The sequence below is a fragment of the Amycolatopsis sp. lyj-84 genome, assembly GCF_046549075.1.
In the GTDB taxonomy this organism is placed as follows: domain Bacteria; phylum Actinomycetota; class Actinomycetes; order Mycobacteriales; family Pseudonocardiaceae; genus Amycolatopsis.
In genome coordinates, this window is sequence record NZ_JAJPWO010000009.1 from 312432 (window position 1) to 333622 (window position 21191).

22 protein-coding genes, 1 tRNA gene and 1 pseudogene are annotated in these 21191 nt (G+C 68.5%); 16 read left to right on the forward strand and 8 right to left on the reverse strand.

The window, feature by feature from the left end:
* Window positions 1–23 precede the first annotated feature (23 nt).
* Both ACLJRM_RS27470 and ACLJRM_RS27475 read left to right on the forward strand, forming a co-directional pair.
* Complete coding sequence (locus ACLJRM_RS27470) at window positions 24–1895, forward strand: propionyl-CoA synthetase (RefSeq protein ID WP_410664654.1); 1872 nt, start codon at window positions 24–26, stop codon at window positions 1893–1895.
* Between the two features lie 108 nt (window positions 1896–2003).
* A complete protein-coding gene (locus ACLJRM_RS27475) occupies window positions 2004–3584 on the forward strand; it encodes a beta-N-acetylhexosaminidase (RefSeq protein WP_410664655.1) in 1581 nt (526 codons plus the stop codon).
* 58 nt (window positions 3585–3642) lie between these two features.
* On the opposite strand, the gene ACLJRM_RS27480 is transcribed toward ACLJRM_RS27475, so the two are convergent.
* From ACLJRM_RS27480 to ACLJRM_RS27495, 4 genes and pseudogenes are all read right to left on the reverse strand, one after another.
* The gene (locus ACLJRM_RS27480; protein ID WP_410664656.1) at window positions 3643–4254 is read right to left on the reverse strand and encodes a TetR/AcrR family transcriptional regulator; all 612 of its coding nucleotides are present in this window, start codon (window positions 4252–4254) and stop codon (window positions 3643–3645) included.
* Window positions 4244–4939 carry an MOSC domain-containing protein gene (locus tag ACLJRM_RS27485; RefSeq protein WP_410664657.1) on the reverse strand — a complete coding sequence of 232 codons (696 nt, stop codon included), beginning with the start codon at window positions 4937–4939 and terminating at the stop codon, window positions 4244–4246. Before ACLJRM_RS27485 ends, ACLJRM_RS27480 begins: the two co-directional genes overlap by 11 nt.
* 27 nt (window positions 4940–4966) lie before the next feature.
* Window positions 4967–5098 (reverse strand): annotated as a pseudogene (locus tag ACLJRM_RS27490) (DUF779 domain-containing protein); the annotation flags it as partial.
* 29 nt (window positions 5099–5127) lie between these two features.
* Window positions 5128–5292, reverse strand: a complete 165-nt coding sequence (locus tag ACLJRM_RS27495) for a hypothetical protein (RefSeq protein WP_410664740.1) — start codon at window positions 5290–5292, stop codon at window positions 5128–5130.
* 93 nt (window positions 5293–5385) lie between these two features.
* On the opposite strand from ACLJRM_RS27495, the gene ACLJRM_RS27500 reads away from it, so the two are divergent.
* The 4 genes from ACLJRM_RS27500 (at window position 5386) to ACLJRM_RS27515 (ending at window position 8806) form a co-directional block, all read left to right on the forward strand.
* Window positions 5386–6186 carry an SGNH/GDSL hydrolase family protein gene (locus ACLJRM_RS27500; RefSeq protein WP_410664658.1) on the forward strand — a complete coding sequence of 267 codons (801 nt, stop codon included), beginning with the start codon at window positions 5386–5388 and terminating at the stop codon, window positions 6184–6186.
* Window positions 6165–6722 carry a TetR/AcrR family transcriptional regulator gene (locus tag ACLJRM_RS27505; protein ID WP_101610653.1) on the forward strand — a complete coding sequence of 186 codons (558 nt, stop codon included), beginning with the start codon at window positions 6165–6167 and terminating at the stop codon, window positions 6720–6722. Before ACLJRM_RS27500 ends, ACLJRM_RS27505 begins: the two co-directional genes overlap by 22 nt.
* Window positions 6723–6971: 249 nt before the next feature.
* Window positions 6972–8144, forward strand: a complete 1173-nt coding sequence (locus ACLJRM_RS27510) for a sensor histidine kinase (RefSeq protein WP_410664659.1) — start codon at window positions 6972–6974, stop codon at window positions 8142–8144.
* Window positions 8141–8806 carry a response regulator gene (locus ACLJRM_RS27515; protein WP_101610655.1) on the forward strand — a complete coding sequence of 222 codons (666 nt, stop codon included), beginning with the start codon at window positions 8141–8143 and terminating at the stop codon, window positions 8804–8806. Before ACLJRM_RS27510 ends, ACLJRM_RS27515 begins: the two co-directional genes overlap by 4 nt.
* On the opposite strand, the gene ACLJRM_RS27520 is transcribed toward ACLJRM_RS27515, so the two are convergent.
* Window positions 8770–10233, reverse strand: coding sequence for a phytoene desaturase family protein (locus tag ACLJRM_RS27520; RefSeq protein ID WP_101610656.1), 1464 nt, complete (start codon window positions 10231–10233; stop codon window positions 8770–8772). The genes ACLJRM_RS27515 and ACLJRM_RS27520 overlap by 37 nt on opposite strands.
* Window positions 10234–10327: 94 nt before the next feature.
* On the opposite strand from ACLJRM_RS27520, the gene ACLJRM_RS27525 reads away from it, so the two are divergent.
* From ACLJRM_RS27525 to ACLJRM_RS27550, 6 genes are all read left to right on the forward strand, one after another.
* The gene (locus ACLJRM_RS27525) at window positions 10328–11062 is read left to right on the forward strand and encodes a DUF2786 domain-containing protein (protein ID WP_101610657.1); all 735 of its coding nucleotides are present in this window, start codon (window positions 10328–10330) and stop codon (window positions 11060–11062) included.
* Window positions 11063–11116: 54 nt separating this feature from the next.
* Window positions 11117–11872 carry a Long-chain-fatty-acid--CoA ligase gene (locus ACLJRM_RS27530; RefSeq protein ID WP_410664660.1) on the forward strand — a complete coding sequence of 252 codons (756 nt, stop codon included), beginning with the start codon at window positions 11117–11119 and terminating at the stop codon, window positions 11870–11872.
* Window positions 11873–11900: 28 nt separating this feature from the next.
* Window positions 11901–12242 carry an ArsR/SmtB family transcription factor gene (locus tag ACLJRM_RS27535; protein WP_101613519.1) on the forward strand — a complete coding sequence of 114 codons (342 nt, stop codon included), beginning with the start codon at window positions 11901–11903 and terminating at the stop codon, window positions 12240–12242.
* The gene (locus tag ACLJRM_RS27540; RefSeq protein ID WP_101610659.1) at window positions 12239–12508 is read left to right on the forward strand and encodes a hypothetical protein; all 270 of its coding nucleotides are present in this window, start codon (window positions 12239–12241) and stop codon (window positions 12506–12508) included. The genes ACLJRM_RS27535 and ACLJRM_RS27540 overlap by 4 nt, the downstream gene beginning before the upstream one ends.
* A 110-nt stretch (window positions 12509–12618) precedes the next feature.
* Window positions 12619–14799, forward strand: a complete 2181-nt coding sequence (locus ACLJRM_RS27545; protein ID WP_410664661.1) for an MMPL family transporter — start codon at window positions 12619–12621, stop codon at window positions 14797–14799.
* Window positions 14792–15514, forward strand: a complete 723-nt coding sequence (locus tag ACLJRM_RS27550) for a class I SAM-dependent methyltransferase (RefSeq protein ID WP_410664662.1) — start codon at window positions 14792–14794, stop codon at window positions 15512–15514. The genes ACLJRM_RS27545 and ACLJRM_RS27550 overlap by 8 nt, the downstream gene beginning before the upstream one ends.
* Here the strand turns inward: ACLJRM_RS27550 and ACLJRM_RS27555 are convergent.
* Window positions 15511–16884 (reverse strand): UTP--glucose-1-phosphate uridylyltransferase, encoded by a 1374-nt coding sequence (locus ACLJRM_RS27555; protein WP_410664663.1) that lies wholly within the window; start codon window positions 16882–16884, stop codon window positions 15511–15513. The genes ACLJRM_RS27550 and ACLJRM_RS27555 overlap by 4 nt on opposite strands.
* Before the next feature lie 140 nt (window positions 16885–17024).
* A complete protein-coding gene (locus ACLJRM_RS27560; protein ID WP_410664737.1) occupies window positions 17025–17600 on the reverse strand; it encodes a 5-formyltetrahydrofolate cyclo-ligase in 576 nt (191 codons plus the stop codon).
* 218 nt (window positions 17601–17818) lie between these two features.
* On the opposite strand from ACLJRM_RS27560, the gene glp reads away from it, so the two are divergent.
* From glp to ACLJRM_RS27580, 4 genes are all read left to right on the forward strand, one after another.
* Window positions 17819–19090, forward strand: a complete 1272-nt coding sequence (glp, locus tag ACLJRM_RS27565; protein WP_101610663.1) for a gephyrin-like molybdotransferase Glp — start codon at window positions 17819–17821, stop codon at window positions 19088–19090.
* Entirely contained in the window at window positions 19090–19761 is a 672-nt protein-coding gene (locus ACLJRM_RS27570) for a GNAT family N-acetyltransferase (RefSeq protein ID WP_410664664.1), read from the forward strand. Before glp ends, ACLJRM_RS27570 begins: the two co-directional genes overlap by 1 nt.
* A 161-nt stretch (window positions 19762–19922) precedes the next feature.
* Entirely contained in the window at window positions 19923–20729 is an 807-nt protein-coding gene (gene glpR, locus ACLJRM_RS27575) for a gephyrin-like molybdotransferase receptor GlpR (RefSeq protein ID WP_101610665.1), read from the forward strand.
* 70 nt (window positions 20730–20799) lie between these two features.
* A tRNA-Ala gene (locus tag ACLJRM_RS27580) sits at window positions 20800–20872 on the forward strand.
* Between the two features lie 158 nt (window positions 20873–21030).
* On the opposite strand, the gene ACLJRM_RS27585 is transcribed toward ACLJRM_RS27580, so the two are convergent.
* Window positions 21031–21162 (reverse strand): hypothetical protein, encoded by a 132-nt coding sequence (locus tag ACLJRM_RS27585; RefSeq protein WP_410664665.1) that lies wholly within the window; start codon window positions 21160–21162, stop codon window positions 21031–21033.
* Window positions 21163–21191 lie beyond the last annotated feature (29 nt).

Below are 21191 nucleotides of genomic sequence, written 5' to 3' on the forward strand. Positions count from 1 at the left end.
ACCCGAGCGCGAAGGAGCTTTCGATGTACGCCGAGTCGTACCAGCGGAGCCTCGAAGACCCGGAGGGTTTCTGGCTCGAAGCCGCGGAGGCGATCGACTGGACCCGTCCGCCGACGCGAGCCCTCGACGTGTCGAAGGCGCCCTTCTACCGCTGGTTCCCGGACGGGGAACTGAACACGGCGTTCAACGCGCTCGACAGGCACGTCCGGGACGGCCGCGGCGGGCAGACCGCGCTGATCTGGGATTCGCCGGTCACCGATTCGGTACGCCGGTTCACCTACGCGGAACTGCTGGACGACGTCGCCCGGTTCGCCGGCGCGCTCGCCTCTCTCGGTGTCGGGAAGGGCGACCGCGTCATCGTCTACATGCCGATGGTCCCCGAGGCCGCGATCGCGATGCTCGCTTGCGCCCGGCTCGGCGCGGTGCATTCGGTGGTGTTCGGCGGGTTCGCGCCCAAGGAACTGGCGGCGCGGATCGAGGACGCCGAACCGAAGGTGATCGTGGCCGCGTCGTGCGGGATCGAACCGGCACGGGTCGTCGAGTACAAACCGATCATCGACGAGGCGCTCGCGGGCACCGTCCATCAGCCGGACAAGGTCGTGGTGCTGCAGCGCGAGCGTGCCCGCGCCGAGCTGGGCGAGCGCGACGCCGACTGGGCCGAACTGGTCGCGAACGCCTCCCCCGCCGATCCGGTGCCGGTCGCGGCGACCGATCCGCTGTACATCCTGTACACCTCCGGCACCACGGGGAAGCCGAAGGGCGTCGTGCGCGACACCGGCGGGCACGCGGTCGTGCTGGCCTGGTCGATGGGCGCGATCTACGACATCCACCCCGGTGACGTGTGGTGGACGGCTTCCGACGTCGGCTGGGTCGTCGGCCATTCCTACATCGTCTACGCGCCGCTCCTCATCGGGGCCACGACGCTCATGTTCGAGGGCAAACCGGTCAATACCCCGGACGCGGGCGCGTTCTGGCGGGTCATCGCCGACCACGGCGTGAAGGCGCTGTTCACCGCGCCGACGGCGTTGCGGGCGATCAAGAAGGTCGACCCGGACGCGAACGAAACGAAGAAATACCAGCTCGGCGGGTTCGAAACCCTGTTCATGGCGGGTGAACGGCTCGATCCGGAGACGTATCACTGGGCGCACGAGAAGCTCGGCGTGCCGGTGATCGACCACTGGTGGCAGACCGAGACCGGCTGGCCGATCGCGGCGAATCCGCGCGGGCTGGAACCGATGCCGGTCAAACCCGGTTCCGCGACGAAACCGGTGCCGGGCTGGGACGTGCGGATCCTGGACCAGTCGGGCGATCCGCTTCCGGCGGGCAAGGAAGGCGCGATCGCCATCAAGCTTCCGCTTCCGCCGGGATCGCTGCCCACGCTGTGGCAGGACGACGAGCGGTATCGCGAGGCGTATCTTTCGCGGTACGAAGGCCACTACCTGACGGGTGACTCCGGATACGTCGACGAAGACGGCTACCTGTTCGTCATGGGCCGCACCGACGACGTCATCAACGTCGCGGGTCACCGGCTTTCGACCGGTTCGATGGAGGCCGTGCTGGCCTCCCATCCCGCCGTCGCCGAATGCGCGGTGATCGGCGTCCGTGACCAGCTCAAGGGGCAGCTTCCGCGCGGATTCGTGGTGCTGAAATCCGGGGTCGACGCCGACGCCGAAACGCTCAAGGCCGAGTTGGTCGCGCTGGTCCGGCGCGACATCGGCCCGGTGGCCGCGTTCCGTGACGTGTCCATTGTGGACGCGCTGCCGAAGACGCGATCCGGGAAGATCCTGCGCAAGACCATGCGCGGAATCGCCGACGGCCGCGACGAACAGGTGCCCTCGACGATCGAGGACGCGAGCGTTCTCGATGCCTTGAAAGCGGTTCTGCGCGGCGAATGACCGGTGATCGGTACGCCGTCCTAGTCCGATCGGGTGTTGTCCCGTTTGCCCTATTGGTCTATACCTCTAAAGGAAGAGAGTCTCCAGTTCCCCGACCGGAGGTGCTCCATGAGTAAACGCCTGTCCACAACCGTGCTCGGTGTGGCCGTCCTGGGTCTCGTGACCTTCGGCCTGCCCGCGACGGCGAGCGCAGCACAGCACGCGAAGGCCGAACGGACCGTCACCGACGTCGTCCCGGCGCCGGTCGACGCGAAACCGGATCCCCGCGCGAACTTCCGGCTCAGTCCCGGGACCGTCATCCGTGCCGATCGCGACGGCAAGCAGGTCGCCGAGTACCTGGCCGGGCTGCTCCGGCCCGCCACCGGCTACCGGCTGCCCGTCGTCACCGGCCACCGCGGCGGCGGCCCCGCCATCTCGCTCGAAACCGGCCACGCGAGCGGCCGGGTCGGCACCGAGGGTTACCAGCTCAAGGTGTCGTCCTCGGGCGTGACCCTGAAGGCGAACACCGACAAGGGCCTGTTCTCCGGCGTGCAGACACTGCGACAACTGCTCCCGTCGGCGATCGAAGCGAAGACCGTCCAGAAGCGTTCATGGGTGGTTTCGGGCGGCACCGTGCTCGACTACCCGCGCTTCGGCTACCGCAGCGCGATGCTCGACGTCGCCCGGCACTTCTTCAAGCCGGAGCAGGTCAAGCTGTACATCGACCAGATCGCGCAGTACAAGATCAACACGCTCCACCTGCACCTGAGCGACGACCAGGGCTGGCGGATCGAGATCAAGAGCTGGCCGAAGCTGGCGACCGTGGGCGGGCAGACCGCCGTCGGCGGCGCTCCTGGCGGGTACTACACCCAAGAGCAGTACAAGGACCTGGTGCGCTACGCGGCTTCGCGGCACATCACGATCGTTCCCGAGATCGACATGCCCGGGCACACCAACGCGGCCCAGCACTCCTACGCCGAACTGAACTGCGACGGCGTCGCGGTGCCGCCGCGCACGGACATCGAGGTCGGCTACAGCTCGCTGTGCATCAAGAGCGACATCACCTACAAGTTCGTCGACGACGTCCTCCGCGAACTGGCGGCGATCACCCCCGGCAAGTACCTCAACATCGGGGGCGACGAGGCACACGCGACCACTCCGGAGGATTACCAGACCTTCGCCAAGAAGGTGCAGCCGATCGTCGCGAAGTACGGCAAGACGATCACCGGCTGGCACGACATCGCGAAGACGACCCCGCCGCTTTCGGCCGTCCCGCAGTTCTGGGGCACGACCGGCACCGACGCGAACGTCGCCGCGGCGGCGGCCAGGGGCAACAAGATCCTGATGTCGCCCGCCAACAAGGCCTACATGGACATGAAGTACCACCCGCAGACGCCGCTCGGGCTGAGCTGGGCCGGGCTGATCGAGGTCAAGACCGGTTACGACTGGGATCCGGCGACGTACCTGCAGGGCGTGACGGAGCAGAACGTCATCGGTGTCGAGGCGCCGCTGTGGTCGGAAACGCTCGTGACCAGTGAGCACATCGAGTTCATGGCGTTCCCGAGGTTGCCGGGTTACGCCGAGATCGGCTGGTCGCCGAAGGATTCCCGGACGTGGGACGCCTACCGGCTCCGGCTGGCGAAGCAGAGCCCGCGGTGGGTTCAGCAGGGCATCGACTTCTACCGGTCCACTCAGGTCGACTGGAAGTAGCCCCGCTCACGTGACAGGAAAGGCCCGTTACTTGCGAAATTTGCAAGTAACGGGCCTTTCATGTCACCGCGGCGGCGTCGAGACGGGCGGTGATGGCGGCGCGGGCCAGCGCGTAGGGCTCGGTGCCGCCGAACATCACCGAGTCGGCGTTCGCGGCCCGGCCGAGGGCGTGCAGTTCGAAGGCCAGCCGCGCCACGTCGACGGACTCGCGAAGGTGCCCGGCCTTCCTCGCCTCGACGGCGGTCGCCCGGATGAACTCGGCGAAACCCCGGCTCGCGTTCGCCACCGCGTCGTGGACCCGGCCGGTCCGCGCGTCGAATTCGGCGCCGGCGTTGAAGAAGAAGCAGCCGCCGGGGAACACCCGGCGTTCCGAGTAGCCCAGCCAGTTCGCGCACAGCGCGCGCAGCCTGGCGATCCCCTGCTCGACCTCCAGCGTCGGCCCGACGACGTTCTCTGCGAAGATCGCACTCGCCGTCTCGACCGCCGCGAGCTGCAGCTCCTCCTTGGAACCGAACAACGCGAAGACCCCGGATTTGCTCAGTTCCAGCTCGGTCGCGAGCCTGCCGAGGGACAGCCCGTCGAGCCCTTCGACGGAGGCGATGTCGACGGCGCGCCGCAGCACGATCCGCCTCGTCGCGTCGCCGCGGGCCACCCGGCCGTCAACCGGCATCCCGTTCCTCCCGCCGCCGTTTCGCCGATTCCAGGCCGTCACGGTACTGCCGGGAGAGCGACGGCGCCGCCAGCACCCGATCCAGCAGCGCCCAGTACGCCGCCCGGCGAGCGTCGTCCAGCTGGGCGACGTTGGTGAACGACGCGACGTACACCTCGGCGATCGTCGGACTCGCCGGATCGCGTTCTTCGAGCGTCATCCGGCCCGAAGTCGGGACCTCGCCCGTCCGCAGCACCCGCAGGTACCAGCCGCTCCGGCCGGAATCGATCATCGCCGGGATGACGTCCTTGCGCCCGGTCTTCATCGCGAGCTTGAAACACGGCGTCCGTGGCTGCGAGACCTGGACCAGCGCGTCTCCCCAGGCCCAGACGTCGCCGACGCGGACGTCGTGTTCGTCGGCGCCCACCACCGACGCGTTCTCCCCGAAGTCGCCGGCCACCACCGCGAAGCCCTGCTCCGACCAGGTCGCGTAGTGCGTCGCCGGATAGACGTAAACGGCTTTGTCGACCCCGCCGTGGACGGTGCGATCCGCCTGGTCGTCACCGGCCAGATTGATCTCGTCCAGCTTCAGTGACGACGCGTCGACACGCGACTTCGCGATGGCGCTGTACACCGGGACGTCGCGCTTCAGCCCGAGTACGGACGGCCGCCCGACGAAGACCTCGTTCACTTCGAGTGTGCTCACAACCCCGAAGATAGCACGACCGTTCGTTTACTCAAGCAACCTCGAGCGGGTCAGGAAACGCACGCCTTCGGGCACTTCCAGAGAGAACCCGCTCCCCCTGCCGGGCACGACGTCGATGGTCAGATGCGCGTGCTTCCAGTACTCGAACTGCGGTCCCGCGGCCGGTGTCAAAGCGACCCGCTCGGTCATCAGAAGAACCCGAGCGCACTGTCCGAATAGGACACGAGCATGTTCTTGGTCTGCCGACAGTGATCCAGCATCATCTTGTGGTTCTCGTGCCCGATGCCGGACGCCTTGCGGCCACCCTGGTTCAGCGCGAAGAGCGCGAACCCGCGTCGCGCGGTCGCCTTCACCCATCGGGCTCGCCTCGGCCGCTGAGTAGACAGCGTCTACTCGGGTTTGATAGACAGTGTCTACAAGGTGAACTCGCGGTTACGGAGATCTGGATGGGCTACCAACGTTTCGTCGCGCTCGGCGACAGCTGCGCCGAAGGGCTGGCCGATCCGCATCCGTCGGGTGGCTTCTACCGGGGCTGGGCGGACTTCGTCGCGGCACGCCTCGCCGAGGAAGAGCCCGGTTTCCGCTACGCCAACCTCGCGGTCCGAGGGCGCAGGCTCGACCAGATCCACGCGGAGCAGACCGAGGCGGCGAGCAGGCTCCAGCCGGACCTGATCGCGTTGTTCGGCGGCGGCAACGACGTGATGAGCCGCGGCTGGGACGCGCGCACGGTCGCGCGCCGCGTCGACACGGCCATCCGCGCCTGCACCGAAATCGCGCCGAACGTCGTGACCTTCACCCTCAGCGACATCTCGCACCGCATGCCGATGGGCCACCGGATGCGCCCGCGCCTCACCGCGCTGAACGACGCCATCCGGGAGGCGTCCGTCAGTTACGGCGCGACGCTCGTCGACCTCTGGCCGGACCACGCCGCGCACGATTCCCGCTACTTCGGCCCGGATCGGCTGCACTTGTCCGAGCAGGGCCACCGGCGCCTCGCCGGGCACGTGCTCGGCAAACTCGGTGTCACCCACGACCCGGCCTGGCTCGAACCGCTCCCCGGTTCGGCGGGACGCCCCGGTCTCCGCGCGGACCTGAACTGGTTGACGCGGGAGGTACTCCCGGTCGCGGTCAGCCGCTTCCGCAACCGGCTCAGCGGCCGCCAGCCGGGCGACGGCTTCCTGCCGAAGCGCCCGGATCTCCTGCCCGTCCTCGAGGAGACCCGGTCGTGGGCGCCCGAACCCGCCTGATCGACACCGCGGCGAACCTGCTGGCCGAAGAGGGCGTCGGCGCGGTGACGCTGCGCGGGATCGCCAAGGCCGCCGGCGTCTCGCACGGCGCGCCCTTACGGCATTTCTCCGGCCGCGCGGCCCTGCTCTCGGCGGTCGCCACCCGCGGCTACACCGAACTGCTCGACCGCGGCGACGGCCTGCCCGCCGGGACACCGCGCGAACGGCTCATCGCGGCCTGCCACGGATATCTCGACTTCGCACTGGCCCATCCGGCGATGTTCGAGCTGATGTTCCGCCGCGACCTCATCGATCCGGACGATCCCGAACTCACCCGGGTGAGCAGCGCGGTGTTCGACTTCTTCGCCGCGCTGGTCGCCGAGGTGCAGAACGGCGACTGGCATCCCACGACCGATCCGCGACTGCTCGCGTCCTCACTGTGGGCGTCCTTGCACGGCCTCGCCCAGCTGTGGCTCTGGGGCGGGCTGGCGGGCGCCAGCTTCGCGCCGTCGCCGGAAAGGGCGCTGGCCGTCACCCTTGACGCTTACCTTGGCTGAAGCTCGGCGAAGAGGCGGCCCGTTCCGGATATCCCCTCCCGAAGGCCCTCTTACCCGGGGCAGGTCATCCTCTTCGCCGAGTCGGGGGAATGGAAATGTCCATCCTGTTCCGACGGTAACCGGACAGATCACCGAGCGGAATCCCCTCGAGTCGGAGGCCGGGGTAAACCTTGGCGGTATATCGGCGGGCGAATACCGCGATGGTTGCAGGAATTGGGCCCGTTAACGCTGCGGCGGTAGTTTTCGGAAGTGCCGTCCCTCGCTCAGCCCTTTCAGCTCCTTCGCACACGGCCGCTGCTCCTCGACTGCCTGATCACGGCGGCCTCGGCCACTCTCCTCGCGCTGGGCGCGGCACCTCGCGGCGGTTCGTTCGGCGACCCGGTCGAGCCCGGGGTCGTCGCCCTCGCGGTCCTCATCGCCCTCCCGCTGGTCGTGCGGCGCCGTCATCCGATCGCGGTCCTGCTCGCCTCGGTTTCGGTCATGACCGTCTACACCGCGCTGGGCTACCGGGCCACTTTGGGCGAACCCGCGGCCTTCATCGCGGCGTACACGGTGTGGGCGCGCTATCCGCCCGCGAAGGCCGTGGCGCCGACCATCGTGTGGGTCGTCCTTTTCGAGCTGGGGCTCATCCTCGGCGAAGTGCCGTCCTTCGTGGTCGACACGACCCGCCTGATCGCGCAGTGCGTGGGCACGATCATCGTCGGACGGCTCGGCTACGTCCGCGCGGACCGGATGGTCGAGCGCGCCGTCCGCGCGGAACGGGAGATCCGGCTCGAAGCGGAGCAGGCCGTGGTCGAGGAACGCATCCGCATCGCGCACGAGCTGCACGACGTCGTGTCCCACCACATTTCGGTGATCTCGGTGCAGGCGAACCTCGCGCGCTACGTCTTCGAGTCCTCCCCCGACACCGCGCGCACCGCGCTGGACACCATCGCCGGGACCACGACGGAAGCCCTCGACGAACTGCGGCGCCTGCTCGGCGTGCTGCGCCCGCCGCGGCGCGAACCCCACGAATACCGCCCTCAGCCCGGCCTCGCCGACCTTCCCGCACTGGTCACCCGGGTTCGCGAGGCGGGCCTCACGGTGAAGACGCGCACGATCGGCGAACCACGACGACTTCCGCCGGGACAGCAACTGTGCACCTACCGTATCGCTCAAGAAGCGCTTACGAATGTACTGAAACACGCGGAGAAGGCGTGTGCGGAACTCGTCCTCGAATACGGCGAGGAAGCGCTCGTACTCCGCGTCAGTAATTCCGCTTCGGACGAGACGCCACCGCCCAATCCGGCGGGGCAAGGCCTCATCGGAATGCGTGAACGAGCGAGAATGTACGGTGGTTCGATAGAAATGGGACCGGCCGGATCAGGCGGTTTCGCGATCGAACTGACCCTTCCCTATCTGCCGCAGGAGCGAGCCCGGTGACCAGTGTGCTGGTGGTCGACGACCAGGATCTCGTCCGGGCGGGCTTCGTCGCCCTGCTCGGCGCGGTTCCCGACGTGCACGTCGCGGGCGAAGCGCGAGACGGGCTCGAGGCCGTCGAGAAGGCACTTGAACTGCGTCCGGACGTGATCCTGATGGACATCCGGCTGCCCGAACTCGACGGCGTCAAGGCGACCGAGCGGATCCTCGCGCATGCAGGGCCGGACAAGCCGAATGTGCTCATGCTGACGGTCTTCGACTTGGACGAGTACGTCTACACCGCGTTGCGTGCGGGCGCCGCAGGTTTCCTGCTCAAGGACAGTCCGCCGGAGACGCTGATCGCCGGGATCCACGCGGTCGCGCGCGGCGACATGCTGTTCGGCCCGACCATCACCCGGCGGCTGGTCGAAGCCTTCACCCAAGGCCCGCCGGAACAACCGTCGGCCCCGCCCGCGCTGGCCGGGCTGACCGAACGCGAACTCGAGGTGCTGCGTTTCGTCGGCACCGGCATGCCGAACGCCGACATCGGCCGGAGCCTGCTGGTCAGCGAGGCCACCGTGAAGACGCATCTGAACCGGCTCATGACCAAACTCGGGATTTCGAGCCGCGCCCAAGCCGTGGTGGTCGCCTACGAAACCGGCCTCGTCCGGCCTCGCGGATCATGAATTACGCGCTCGAAGTCCTTTCCCAGTACGGATTTCGCGGCGTGCCAGCCGCCCATGCCGTGCACGCCCGGCCCTGGCGCGGTCGCGGCCGAGCACAGGAAGACGCCGCCGAGCGGGGTCTTGTGCGGATTCCACCGCACGACGGGCCGTCCGAGCACCTGCCGCAGATTCACCGCGCCGGCGGCGACGTCACCGCCGGGGTAGTTCGCGTTGTACGCCTCGAGTTCCGGTGCGGTGACGCACCGGCTCGCCAGGATCGTGTCGGAGAACCCGGGCGCGAACCTTTCGATCCGTCGTCGGACGATCTCGGTGACGTCTCGCGGATCCCCGTGCGGCACATGGCAATACGCCCACACCGGCCGCTTGCCCGGCAGCCCGCGCGACGGATCGATCGCCATCGGATCGGACACGAGCACGAAGCGGTCGTCCGGATCTCCTCCGCGCGCGATGGCGTTTTCGGCGGCGTACACCGCGTCGCGCGTGCCTCCGAGGTGGACGGTGCCCGCCTTGCCGACCTCCGGCACCGCCCACGGAATCGGTTCGGACACCAGGAAATCGACCTTCGCCGCGCCGGGTCCGTAGCGGTAGGACTCCAGTGCCTTCCGGTATCGCGGCGGCATCAGATCGCGGGCGATGTCGAGGAACCCGCGCGGGGCGATGTCGAGGATCACCGTCCGCGACTTCGCCAGTTGCCGCAGATCGGTGATCCGGCTGCCGGTGTGGATCCGCCCGCCGTGCGCGCGGACGTCGGCGGCGAGGGCCTCGGTGATGGTCTGGCTTCCGCCTCGGGCGATCGGCCAGCCTGTCGAGTGCGCGAGGTGGCTGAGCAGCAGAGTCGCCCCCGCCGCGGCGAGCGAAGGCTGGCGGCCCATCACATGCGCGGAGACGCCGGAAAGCAGCGCGGGCGCCTCCTGACCGGTGAACAAGCGGCGCTCCAGTCCGGCCGCGAGCGTCGCGATCCGAGCCGGGAGCAGGGCTGCGATCCGGGGATCACGGGGCGGATGGCGAAGGTCGCCGAGCAGGAGATCGGTCAGTTCGCGGCTGTTCCCGGCCAGCGGTCCCAGCAAGCGGCGCCACCGGGGGCCGTCCGTACCAAGGACGTCACAGGTCCGGTCGAGATCTTCATAGGCGAGTCCGGCCCGGTTACCGTCGATCGGGTGTGCGTACGCGATCTCCGGCCGCAGGAGGTCGACACCGTGCTCGGCGAGGCCGAACCAGCGGAAGAACGGGGACGCCGCGGCCATCGGATGCCCGGTGGCGCAGATGTCGTGCAGGACGTCGTCGTCGAACAGCGGAGCCGTGCGCGTCCCTCCGCCGATCTCGTCCGCCGCCTCGTGAACCTCGACCGACAGGCCCGCCCTGACCAGCAGGACCGCCGCCGCGAGCCCGTTCGGACCCGAACCGACCACCGACACCTCGACCGACATAGCACCCCCTTGCCGGGATCCGGAGATCTTGCCCGAATATTGTCGGACCTCTCTCCTAGGTTGATCCGCTCCAACCCAATCAGGAAGGGGGGCCATGCCCGACCATGACACGCTGCTCGCACGCGTCCGGAAACTTCTCGCGAAGGCGGAGGACCCGGCGGTCACCGAGGCCGAAGCAGAGTCGTACAACACCAAGGCCGCCGAACTGATCGCCCGGTACGGCATCGATCAAGCACTGCTGGCCGCCTCCGGGGCGACCGCCGACGAGATCACCCAGATCATGATCCCGCTCGACAATCCGTACAGCCGCGACAAGGCGGGACTGCTCACGAACATCGCGCATCCCCTGCGCTGCCGGGCCCTGCTGCACCGGCTCGGCCAGTCGGTCACCGCGGTGACCGTGTTCGGCTTCCGCTCCGATCTGGAACGGACCGAACTGCTGTACACGAGCCTGCTGTTGCAGGCGACCACGCAACTGACCAGGGTCCGCCCGGAGAACCGGGTGTTCATGGGCGAATCACTGGCCGCGTACCGGCGGACTTGGCTGCACGGGTTCTCCGGCGCGGTCTACGAACGACTCCGCAACAGTGAAGACACCGCGGCCCGCACCCACACCACCGCCGCCGGCCACCGCTCCGCCGAACTGGTGATCCAGGACCGGACTGCGATGGTCAAGCAGGCATACGACGAGCAATACGGCGATCTGCGCTCGGCACCGCCGAGGCGGCTGTCCGGCAGCGGCTACCTCGACGGTCATTCCGCCGGAGAGCGCGCCAACCTCAACACCACCGGGATCACCGGACGGCGCCGCGCGCTGCCCGTGCGCTAGACGGTACCGAAAACCACCTCGTGAGAAACGCTTGTCCTCGGGTCTACTGAGGACATGATCGTGATCGAAGACCTGGCCACCCGGCCTGAGCTGCGCGAGCCCGCGCTCGGCCTCGGCGGCGTCGGAGGCGAGTTCCTCCAGCACGACCTGACGGGCCTGCTGGCGAAATCGTCCCACTTGGCCGCGCGCTGGCCGGAATACTTCCTCGTGCTGCTGGAAAACGGCGTCCCGGTGGCGAGAACAGCCGCCGTCCCGGTCGGTTTCCCGACGGCCGACCGTCCGGAACTGCCGGACCACGGCTGGGACGCCGCCCTGATCTGGGCCGCGGAAGACCTGATGAGCGCCCGTGAGACGAACACTCTGATCGCCCTCGAAGTGATGGTCGAGCCAGGCCGCCGCGGTGGCGGCCTGGCCACAAAAGCTTTGAAAGCACTGAAAACACGTGCCTCGGAAACCGGGATGCGCAACCTCGTGGTGCCGGTTCGCCCGGCGGGGAAGGAGAACGAACCCGAACTGTCCTTTGAGGACTATGTGGCTCGCCGTCGCCGGGACGGGCTGCCCGAAGATCCGTGGCTGCGCACGCACGAACGGCTCGGCGCCCGGTTCGTGAAAGTGGCACCGTTCGCGATGACGGTCACGGGCACTTTCGCGCAGTGGAGGGCGTGGACCGGTGTCGAACTTAGCGACGGTCTCACGGCCGTGCCGGGCGGTATCGCACCGGTGCTCGCCTCCTCGGCGCAGGACGTCGGCGTCTACGTGGAGCCGAACGTCTGGATGGAACACCTGGTAGATCGAGCCAGCACCTGCTAGATTTCTTTGGCATGTGCAGGAGCTCGGCATGACCGCCACCGGACCCACCGGCGACGAGCTGCTGCGGCTGCTGGGGGCACTGTCGAATCCGCACCGGTTGCGGATCGTCGCGGCGCTCCGCGCGGAGCGCGCGTACGTGAGCCAGCTGGCGCGGGAGCTCGGCATCAGCCGGGCACTCCTGCAGCTCCACCTGCGCAAACTGGAGGCGGCCGGGCTCGTGTCGGCCACCCTGGAGCTTTCGGAGGACGGGAAAGCGATGAAGTTCTACGAGGTGACACCGTTCCTGGTCGAGCTGAGCCCGGACACCATCGCCGCCGCGGCGCCGACGCTGAGCACACCGGCACCGGGCGATGAGGGGGAACGACCGTGAAGTGGCATCAATGGCAGGAGGTCGCCGGGGTGATCGGCATCTTCGTGTTCCTCACCGTGGTGATCACGGTGGTCGTCTGGCAGTTCGGCGCGACCGTCCGGGCCAGGGGCGCGCTCGCGCGCGAGCAGGAATACCGCAGGCTCGCCGAGAAAGCCGTCCAGGCGCAGGAAGAGACCGAACGCAAACTCACCGAACTCGACGGGCGCCTCGCGGATCTCCAGAAGAGCGTGGGCTCGGTCGAGCGGATCCTCAAGGAGGTCGGCTGATCGGCCGGTGAAGACCCTGGGCCGCCGAGCGGCAACTCGACGGCCCAGGAAAGAAGAAGCAAAAACCTCGCCCGAGGCATCTCACTCCTTCACGCAAAGGACTGTAGTTCATGCTGCCCGAAAAGATCGCCGCCTGGTCCGTGCGGCACCGCGCGCTCACCCTCGTCGGCTGGGTCGCCCTCGTCCTCATCGCCCTGCTTTCGGGCCTGCTCCTGGACGGCGAAAGCCGCCGGAGCACCGATCCCGGCGAATCCGGCCGCGCGCAAACCGCCTTGAACGCCCAGAACGCCTTCGACCCCTTACGCGAGAACGTCCTCGTCCAGGCGAAGGATCCCGGCTCTCCACCGTTCGCCGCGAACGACGAGCTCCGGCGGGCGACCGACGACCTGGTCGCCACGCTCACCCGATCCGGCGCCGTCACCGAGGTCCGCTCGCCGCTGGCCGCCGACGGCGCCGAGCGGATCTCGGCCGACGGTGCGGCTGGTCTCGTCGGTTTCTCGATCGCCGGCGGGGAGAACGACCTTCGCCCGAACTTCGAGACGGCGGCCGCGCAGATCGACGTGGTCGCCGCCCGGCATCCGTCGGTCCGGCTGGGCCTGTCCGGGGATCTCAGCTTGTCGACCGTGGTCGACAAGGGCATCCGGGAGGACGTCAAACGCTCGGAATTCCTTTCCCTGCCGATGACGCTGGTGATCCTGCTGATCGTCTTCGGGGCGCTCGTCGCGGCGTCGGTTCCACTGCTGCTGGCGGGCACGAGTGTCGCGGCGACGTTCGGGTTCCTCTCCGTCGTCGACGACTTCACCCCGATCAACAGCGCGACGACGGTGATCACCCTGCTCATCGGGATGGCGGTCGGCGTCGACTACTCGCTGTTCTTCCTGAGGCGGCAACGAGAAGAACGCGCACGAGGCCACTCCCTTGACGACGCGATCCGAATCTCGGCCAGGACGTCCGGGCACGCCGTGGTCGTCTCCGGGGTCACGGTCGTCCTGTGCGTGAGCGGGCTGGTGTTCACCGGCCTCGACAACTTCACCGGCCTCGCGATCAGCTCGGCGTTCGTGGTCGGCTTGGCCGTGCTCGGCGCGGTCACCGTGCTGCCCGCCTTGCTCTCCCTGCTGGGCGACAAGGTCGATCGCGGCCGGATTCCCTGGCTGGGCAAGCGGCGCACCGCTGCGGAGAACTCGCGGTTCTGGTCCGCGACGGCCCGCACGGTCACCCGGCGGCCTTGGCTGTGGGGCGGGCTCGCGACGGCGCTGATGGTCCTGCTCACGCTGCCAGCGCTCGGCATGCGCCTGCAGGATCCGACACCGGCGGAGAGCCTGCCCCGGTCGATGGCGACGATCGACGCCGCCGTCCGCACCCAGGAAGCGTTCCCCGGCGTGGTGTACCCCGCCACGGTGGTGCTGACCGCCGAGAACGGCGGCCCGGTCGACAGTCCGGCGCTGCGGTCGGCGATCACCGATCTCGAACGGCGAATCGGGGAAACCGAGGGCGTCCTGAACAAACCCATCGCGGTCGCGAACGTCGATGAAGCGGTGGTCGTCCGGGTTCCGCTGTCCGGCGCGGGCCGCGACCCGCGAGCCGATTCGGCACTGGCGAAACTGCGCACCGAGGTGCTGCCCGAAACCATCGGCAAGGTGGACGGTGTCGAGTACGCCGTGTCCGGCCGCACGGCGAACGCCCGCGACTTCGCCGACCGGGTCATCGAGCGGATGCCCCTGGTCCTCGGTTTCGTGCTGCTGGCGGCGTTCGTGTTGCTGTTGCTGGCTTTCCGGTCCGTGGCGGTGGCGATCGTGTCGATCGTGCTCAACCTGCTGTCGATCGGCGCGGCCTACGGCGTGCTCACCTGGATCTTCCAGGACGGCCATTTCGCTTCCCTGCTGGGATTCACCCCGTACGGCGGGGTGGTCGGCTGGCTGCCGATGTTCATGTTCGTCCTGCTGCTCGGCCTGAGCATGGACTACCACATCTTCATCCTCAGCCGGATCCGCGAACACCGGGCGGGCGGCGCCGTCTCCGCGATCGTCCGCGGTACCGGCACCAGTGCGGGAGTGGTCAGCGGCGCGGCGGTGATCATGGTCGGCGTGTTCAGCGTCTTCATCACGCTGAGCGCGATCGAGTACAAGATGATGGGCGTCGGGATGGCGGTCGCCGTGCTGATCGACGCCACGCTGGTCCGCGGGGTGCTGCTGCCCGCCTTCCTCGCACTGCTGGGAGAACGGGCTTGGCGGACCGGCCGTAAATCCGTCGCCCCCGAACGGGTCCCGGAACTATCGTCACCGCATGCCTGACGCGCTCTTCGCCCACGCCCGGCTCGCACCGATCTACGACGCCTTCGACGGCTCTCGCGACGATCTGGACCATTACCTCGCCCTCATCGGCGAACTCGAGGCGAAGAGAGTGCTCGACGTCGGCTGCGGTACCGGCTGCCTGGCCGTGCTCCTCGCCGAACGCGGGATCGAGGTCGTGGGGGTCGATCCCGCCGAGGCGTCGCTGGAGGTCGCGAAGGCCAAGAAACCGGAAGGGAAGATCACCTGGATCCACGGTGACGCGAAGGCCGCGGGCGAGGCCTGCGCCGATCTGGCGGTGATGACCGGGAACGTGGCCCAGGTCTTCCTGACCGACGACGAATGGAGCCGGACCCTCGAAGGCGTCCACACCGCGCTCACGCCTGGTGGTCACCTGGTGTTCGAGATCCGGCGCCCCGGTTACCGGGCGTGGGAGGGCTGGGCCGCCGACACCGCGCACGAGACCATCGACGTCCCGGGCGTCGGCGAGGTCGAGCAATGGCGCGAGGTCACCGAGGTGAACCTCCCGTTCGTCTCGTTCCGGTACAGCTACCGGTTCCCCGACGGGGAGGTCGTCACCTCGGACTCGAAACTGTGGTTCCGCGAACGCGAAGACCTGGAATCCCTGCTGGCGGAACACGGTTTTCGCGTCCTGGACGTGCGGGACGCCCCCGACCGTCCAGGACGCGAGTACGTGTTCATCGCCCAGCGGGACTAGAGAGTTTCGCCGTCCGGAACGGTTTTCGGCCCGGCGACCTTCACATCGCCCCGGATGACGACGTTCTTCCCGAAGGTGACGTCACCGTCCACTTCGAGGCTCGTGCACTCCTTGAGCGAAGGAGCGGAAGGGATCCGCGCGTCGAAGTCCGGCAGGAGCTTGTAGAACTCCTTGCTCAGCGAGACGACCGGCGGGGTGGTGGTGAACTCCGGGATCATCTCCCCGCCGTCGTCGAGCACGTACGCGTCGGAGCGGACGACGAGCAGGTCGTCCGTGGTCTTGACCGGCGCGAACCGGGTCCGCGGGATCTCGATCGCCCGCGCGCCCTCGACCGAGCCGATCGCCGCGCCCATCGCCGTTTCGAGCTGGATCACCGGCGTGCTGGCCGAATCGGCCGGATCGACGGTCTTCCGGTTCACGATCAGCGGCAGCAGCGGGGCGGCCGGGTCGGCGTCCTGCAGGGTCTTCAGCCGTTCGAGGTCGAACCAGATGTTGTTGGTATTGAAGAAACGCCACTTGGCGACGTCGCCGAACGAGTCGTCACCGTCGGGCACCTGCGCGGATTCACGCAGGACGATCCGGCCCGCGCGCCGCGCGAGATGCCCGCCCTTGCGGTCGGCCGCGGTGCCGAGCACGGTCTCCATCGCGAACGGGATGTTCTCGTCCGCGAGCCAGGCGGCGATCCGCGCGTCCGGGAGCGCGCCGAGGTTGTCGGCGTTGGACACGAAACACCAGCGGATGCCCTGCGCCAGCAGCAGGTCGAGCATCCCGCTCACGGCGAGCGCGATGAAGATGTCGCCGTGCCCCGGCGGGCACCACTCGAGTTCCGGGTTCGCCGGCCACTCGGCGGGCTGCCCGTCGGCCGTGATCTTCGGTTCGCGCCCCTGCAGGAAGTCGGCCGGGATGACCTCGTCGGCGAGCTCGGGATACCTCTTCAACAACTCCAGCGAAGGCTCACGGGTGCCCGCCGAATTCATCAGGATCAGCGGAAGGCGCGCGTTGTACTTTTCGCGGGTCGAGAGCACCTGCATCGCGATGACGTCGAGGAACGTCTTCCCCGGTTTGATTTCCAGCAGTGATTTCGGGCCGGTGAGCCCCATGCTCGTGCCGAGCCCGCCGTTGAGCTTGAGAACGGCCGTGCGGTCCAGGACCCGGCGCGCTTCCTCGGCGTCCGGCTCGGGAAGATCCACGAGCCGGGAGATGTCATCGAGAGGTTCGAGTTCGTTTCCCGGCAATTCACCCGCGCCGGGTTCGGACAGCTGCTCGAGACGCCTTCGCAGGGCCGCCAGTTCCATGGCGTGGGCCCCCGCGGAGCGCATTTTCGACAGCGTTCCGGCGAAACGATCGGACAGGTGCGCGTCAGAGCTCATTGTGCCCTTTCTGAACCACTGCGTCGGGGCGTCAGTGTATTACCGGCCGCGGAGCAGCCCCCTGGTCCGGGGTCAGCACTCCGGTCATCCAGGCATTACCGGCCGCGGAGCAGCACTTTGGTCCGGGGTCAGCACTCCGACTATCCAGGCATTACCGGCCGCGGAGCAGACCCCTGGTCCGGGGTCAGCACTCCGGTCATCCGGACGTCGTGCGGTTCCGCGGGCAGGGCGCGCACGAGTTCGGCGTCCCGGACGACGGCGACCAGCGCGGCACCCGGCGCGGCGAAGGAGAGCGACCGGTCGTAATACCCGGCGCCCCTGCCGAGCCGGACGCCTTCGTCGTCGACGGCGAGCGCGGGGATCAGCACCAGTTCGGCCGTCCCCAGCGTGTCGGGACCGAGCCGGCGACCGGTCGGTTCGAGCAGCCCGCGCAGCCGGCCGGGTCCGAGACTCCGAGGACCTTCATAGGCGGCCCACTCCAGCGGCCCCGGCTCCGCGGGGACGATCGGCAGCAGCACACGTTTGCCCTGGTCGAGAAGTTGATCAAGGAGCTGTGTGGAGCCCGGTTCGGTGCCGAACGGGACATACGCGCAGACGACTTCACCCGGGATCCGAGCGGCCGCGACGGCCAGCGCCGCCGCCTCCCTGGCCCGCTTTTCCGACACCAGTGAACGCCGTTCGGCGGTTATCCGGGAACGCCACTCCGCTTTGCTCAGGTGTTCATTGCCGGGCTTGACCACGTGGTCAGGTTAGGCTTCACGCCTATGACAGGCGCAGCGACCACCCCGGCGGCACGGACCACGAGGAGCTTGCCCGATCGGGCGATTTCCACGGCTTCGGACCGCATCACTCCTGGTAACGGTGGTGAACTTCAGTTCACCGACGGGCCTTCATCGCGTGCCTGGTCGAACGAACGGATCGAGATCCCCCAGTCATGACGGAGCCCATCGCAGAAGCGGCCGAGACCGAAGACGCGGGACAGTTCCGTTCCGTCGAGGATCAGATCGCGCTGACCCTGGACGCCGCGGTACGCCCGCGCCCGGTCCGGGTCGCCATCTCCGAGGCCCAAGGCCTCCTGTGCGCCGAAGAGGTCGTCGCCGAACACGCGCTGCCCGGTTTCGACCAGGCCGCCATCGACGGCTACGCGGTACGAAGTGTCGACGTCCGCACAGCGGGCCAGGAACCGGTGCAGCTGCCGGTGGTCGGCGAGATCGCCGCCGGTTCACGCCAGCCTCGACGGCTGCAACCGGGCCAGGCCGTCCGCGTAGACACCGGCGCGCCACTGCCCACGCTCGCCGACGCCGTCGTCCCGACCGCGTACACCGACGGCCACCAAGCGAAGGTCACCGTGCACAAGTCGGTCCCGTCCGCGGGCTACGTGCGCCGTACCGGCGAGGACGTGCAGATCGGCGACGTCGCCGTCCGCAAGGGCGACACCATCGGCTCGGCCCAGGTCGGCCTGCTCGCCGCGGTCGGCAGGGCGAAGGTCCTGGTCTACCCGCGGCCGCGGGTTTCGATCGTGTCCGTGGGCGACGAGCTGGTCGACATCGACCGCACCCCGTCGGTCGGGCAGGTCTACGACGTCAACTCCTACGCATTGTCCGCGGCCGCGCGGGACGCGGGCGCCGAGGTGAGCCGCGTCGGCATCGTCCCCGGCGACCCGAAACGGCTGCGCGAGATCGTCGAAGGCCGGCTGCTGATGTCGGAGATCGTCGTCGTCGCGGGCGGCGCCGGCGGAAGCGCGGGCGACGAGGTGCACGCGGCGCTGTCCGACCTCGGCCACATCGACATGACCCGCGTCGGCATGCACCCCGGTTCGGTGCAGGGCTTCGGCAGGCTCGGCCCCGATTCGGTGCCGACGTTCCTGATCCCCGGCAACCCGATGAGCGCGCTGGTCGTGTTCGAGGTCCTGGTCCGCCCGCTCATCCGCGCCGCGCGCGGCACCCGCAACCCGCACCGCCGGATCGTCGGCGCGCGGCTGCTCTCCCCGATCACCTCGACCAAGGGGCGCAAAGGCTTCCTGCGCGGGCAATTGCTGCGCGACGAGGGCAACGGCGAGTACCTGGTGCAGCCGCTCGGCACCTCCGGCGCGCACCTGCTCGCGTCACTGGCCGAGGCGAACTGCCTGATCAACATCGACGAAGACCTCACCGAGGTCGCCGCGGGCGAGCAGGTCAAGGTGACCTTCCTGGCCCAGCGGGCGTAATGGGCGCACCGATTTCCGGCGTCGCGTATCCGATCGAGAGCAGGCATCCGGGCTGGCCCGCGAAACTGGGGCCGCTCCGGGTGCCCGCCGGCGTACTCTCCGTCCGGCCGGTCCGACTGCGGGACGCCGGCGAGTGGAGCCGCGTCCGACTGAGGGACCGCGAGCACCTGGAAATGTGGGAACCGACCGGCGTCGGACCGTGGCCGGACCGCAACGCGTTCTGGTCATGGCCGTCGCAATGGATGGCTCTGCGCGGCCTCGCCCGGCGCGGACAGTGCCTCCCGTTCACCATCACGGTGGACGGACGCTTCGCCGGACAGATCACTGTGGGTAACGTCATCCGCGCTTCGCTCCGGTCCGCATGGATCGGTTACTGGGTGTCATCGGACATCGTCCGCGGCGGCGTCGCGACCGGCGCCGTCGCCCTCGTCACCGACCACGTCTTCGACTTCGGCGGACTGCACCGGCTCGAAGCGACCGTTCGCCCCGAAAACACCCCCAGCCTGCGGGTTCTCAACAAAGTCGGGTACCGGCAAGAGGGCCTTTTCGAGCGCTACCTCGATGTCGCGGGCGGCTGGCGGGACCACTTTTGCCACGCCGTCACCAAGGAAGAAACCGGTGACGGACTGGTGTCCCGGCTCGTCGCGAAGGGCCTCGCAGAGCGAGTTTGACCCCATCATCTGGTCGTTCCAGTAACCGCGTTACCACAAACTGTGAGATTCACCTAATTTGGTGATGCATTTTCCGTGATCGAAACCGGCGAGTCTGCGCGGCGTGTGTGACTGTTGTGGCTAGCGTGACTACAGCAGTGGATCGGGGGAGGTGACGGGAGATGCCCAGTTCGGTGATCATCGTCGCGCTCGCAGCGGCATGGCTCGTCGTTCTCGTGCCCATGGTCGCTCGCAAGCGCCAGCAGGTCGCGCGGACGACGGACTCGGCCTTGGCGGCGCGAGTCGTGCGGAGCGGGAGCACACGCCAAGAGGGACCGGAGGAGTTCGCCATGGCGGAGAACACGGAACCGTCGGTAGAAGACGACCTGGCCGAGCTCGAGGCGGAACTCGACGCCGACCTCGAAGAAGAGGAACTGGAAGCCGAACCGCTTCCCCAGCCCTCGCGCGGGCCCCGCGCCGAAAGGGAACGCCAGGGCGCCGGCTACCGGCCGGGCCGAGGCGGTTTCGACCCCGAGGCGGCGGACATCGCCGCCCGCGCCAAGTACGCGTTCCGGCAGCGGATCGTCATCGCGCTCCTGGTACTCGTGGTGACCACGGCGGTCGTCGCCGGCTTCCTGACCCCGACGGTCTGGTGGGCCAACGGTGTCGTCGACGCGGTCCTCATCGGCTACCTCGCGTACCTGCGCCGTCAGGTCCGCATCGAGAACGAGATCCGGCAGCGCCGCCTCGCCCGCTTCAACAACACCCGCGCCCCACGCCGGACGGCGGCCGACGACGAATCCCACGAGTCCCACGAAGACGTCGAGGTCGTCGCAGCCGAACGCCCGGACGTCGTGGAGCGCAAACCGTCCCCGATGTCCCGCCTCCGGCGCCAAGCCGTCGTCGTCGACCTCGACGACGAGGACCCGGCCTTCCACGAGCTCGACGAGCCCGGGACCAGGCCTTTCCGCCGGGCCGCCGGAGAGTGACCCCCGCGTTCGGGGCTCCGTGAGCCACTGATAAGCTCATGGAGCCCTGAATGAGGGGCAGGCTTTACCAGGGGCTGTAGCGCAGTTGGTAGCGCGTCTCGTTCGCATCGAGAAGGTCAGGGGTTCGATTCCCCTCAGCTCCACAACAGGTCAAAGGCTCTTCCCAGGAATATGGGAAGAGCCTTTTGCTATTCGTGCAGCAGCGAAATACAGCAGCGGTCGCCTGAACTCGAACTAGACGTCGACCGCCCTTTCGACAGGGGTCTCACCGCCGACAACCACGTAGACGCGGCCAGCGGTTTCAGGCCGGTCGACGGCTGCCGACATCGTCCCTGGCGACCTGGTCGTACGTCGCGCCTTTCGGCCCGACCCTGTTCCCGGCGATGAGTTCGACGATGCCGTCGCCGTCGGTGAGCACGCCAGGCCGCAGCACCGTCCAGTCGAGCTAGTCCCTGGCGAAAA

Coding starts and splice junctions, on each gene's coding strand:
- ACLJRM_RS27470 (WP_410664654.1), top strand. CDS start 24: ATGTACGCCGAGTCGTACCAGCGGAGCCTCGAAGACCCGGAGGGTTTC.
- ACLJRM_RS27475 (WP_410664655.1), top strand. CDS start 2,004: ATGAGTAAACGCCTGTCCACAACCGTGCTCGGTGTGGCCGTCCTGGGT.
- ACLJRM_RS27480 (WP_410664656.1), bottom strand. CDS start 4,254: ATGCCGGTTGACGGCCGGGTGGCCCGCGGCGACGCGACGAGGCGGATC.
- ACLJRM_RS27500 (WP_410664658.1), top strand. CDS start 5,386: ATGGGCTACCAACGTTTCGTCGCGCTCGGCGACAGCTGCGCCGAAGGG.
- ACLJRM_RS27520 (WP_101610656.1), bottom strand. CDS start 10,233: ATGTCGGTCGAGGTGTCGGTGGTCGGTTCGGGTCCGAACGGGCTCGCG.
- ACLJRM_RS27525 (WP_101610657.1), top strand. CDS start 10,328: ATGCCCGACCATGACACGCTGCTCGCACGCGTCCGGAAACTTCTCGCG.
- ACLJRM_RS27530 (WP_410664660.1), top strand. CDS start 11,117: ATGATCGTGATCGAAGACCTGGCCACCCGGCCTGAGCTGCGCGAGCCC.
- ACLJRM_RS27535 (WP_101613519.1), top strand. CDS start 11,901: ATGACCGCCACCGGACCCACCGGCGACGAGCTGCTGCGGCTGCTGGGG.
- ACLJRM_RS27545 (WP_410664661.1), top strand. CDS start 12,619: ATGCTGCCCGAAAAGATCGCCGCCTGGTCCGTGCGGCACCGCGCGCTC.
- ACLJRM_RS27550 (WP_410664662.1), top strand. CDS start 14,792: ATGCCTGACGCGCTCTTCGCCCACGCCCGGCTCGCACCGATCTACGAC.
- ACLJRM_RS27555 (WP_410664663.1), bottom strand. CDS start 16,884: ATGAGCTCTGACGCGCACCTGTCCGATCGTTTCGCCGGAACGCTGTCG.
- glp (WP_101610663.1), top strand. CDS start 17,819: ATGACGGAGCCCATCGCAGAAGCGGCCGAGACCGAAGACGCGGGACAG.
- ACLJRM_RS27570 (WP_410664664.1), top strand. CDS start 19,090: ATGGGCGCACCGATTTCCGGCGTCGCGTATCCGATCGAGAGCAGGCAT.
- glpR (WP_101610665.1), top strand. CDS start 19,923: ATGCCCAGTTCGGTGATCATCGTCGCGCTCGCAGCGGCATGGCTCGTC.